Annotated in this window: 1 rRNA gene; it reads left to right on the forward strand. The window is 57.8% G+C overall.

What is annotated here, in order from left to right:
• Window positions 1-33 precede the first annotated feature (33 nt).
• Window positions 34-1556: ribosomal RNA gene (locus BLS65_RS17855) — 16S ribosomal RNA — on the forward strand.
• Window positions 1557-1565 lie beyond the last annotated feature (9 nt).

The following is a 1565-nucleotide window of genomic DNA, read 5'->3' on the forward strand; positions in this document are numbered from 1 at the left end:
TAAAGAACAAATAATACAACAGGAAAACTTTTTACTATGAAGAGTTTGATCCTGGCTCAGGATGAACGCTAGCGGCAGGCCTAACACATGCAAGTCGAGGGGCAGCGAGGGTAGCAATACCTGTCGGCGACCGGCGCACGGGTGAGTAACGCGTATGCAACCTGCCCCCGTCTGGGGAATAGCCCGTCGAAAGGCGGATTAACGCCCCATAGTTCTCCCCTCCGGCATCGGAAGGGAGGTAAAGGTTACGGACGGGGATGGGCATGCGTGCCATTAGCTTGTTGGCGGGGTAACGGCCCACCAAGGCTACGATGGCTAGGGGAGCTGAGAGGCTGAACCCCCACACTGGTACTGAGACACGGACCAGACTCCTACGGGAGGCAGCAGTGAGGAATATTGGTCAATGGGCGAGAGCCTGAACCAGCCATGCCGCGTGCAGGAAGACGGCCCTACGGGTTGTAAACTGCTTTTCTGCGGGAAGAACGGCCCCGACGCGATCGGGGTGTGACGGTACCGCAGGAATAAGGATCGGCTAACTCCGTGCCAGCAGCCGCGGTAATACGGAGGATCCGAGCGTTATCCGGATTTACTGGGTTTAAAGGGTGCGTAGGCGGCTCCCTCAGTCAGCGGTGAAATGTGCAGGCTCAACCTGCAACCTGCCGTTGATACTGGGGAGCTTGAGTTGGGTTGAGGCAGGCGGAATGTGCGGTGTAGCGGTGAAATGCATAGATATCGCACAGAACGCCGATTGCGTAGGCAGCTTGCCAAGCCCACACTGACGCTGAGGCACGAAAGCGTGGGGATCAAACAGGATTAGATACCCTGGTAGTCCACGCCGTAAACGATGATCACTCGCTGTTGGCGATACACAGCCAGCGGCCAAGCGAAAGCGATAAGTGATCCACCTGGGGAGTACGGCCGCAAGGCTGAAACTCAAAGGAATTGACGGGGGCCCGCACAAGCGGAGGAACATGTGGTTTAATTCGATGATACGCGAGGAACCTTACCCGGGCTAGAACGCCGAGCGAATATGGGGGAAACTTCATAGCCAGCAATGGCGGTCGGCGAGGTGCTGCATGGTTGTCGTCAGCTCGTGCCGTGAGGTGTCGGCTTAAGTGCCATAACGAGCGCAACCCCTATCGGTAGTTGCCAGCGGGTCAAGCCGGGAACTCTGCCGAAACTGCCAGCGTAAGCTGTGAGGAAGGTGGGGATGACGTCAAATCAGCACGGCCCTTACGTCCGGGGCGACACACGTGTTACAATGGCCGGTACAGAGGGCAGCTACCTGGTGACAGGATGCGAATCTCCAAAGCCGGTCTCAGTTCGGATCGGAGTCTGCAACTCGACTCCGTGAAGCTGGATTCGCTAGTAATCGCGCATCAGCCACGGCGCGGTGAATACGTTCCCGGGCCTTGTACACACCGCCCGTCAAGCCATGGGAGCCGGAAAGACCTGAAGTCCGTAACCGCAAGGAGCGGCCTAGGGTAGAGCTGGTGACTGGGGCTAAGTCGTAACAAGGTAGCCGTACCGGAAGGTGCGGCTGGAACACCTCCTTTCTGGAGCAC

This window comes from Williamwhitmania taraxaci (assembly GCF_900096565.1).
Lineage (GTDB): Bacteria > Bacteroidota > Bacteroidia > Bacteroidales > Williamwhitmaniaceae > Williamwhitmania > Williamwhitmania taraxaci.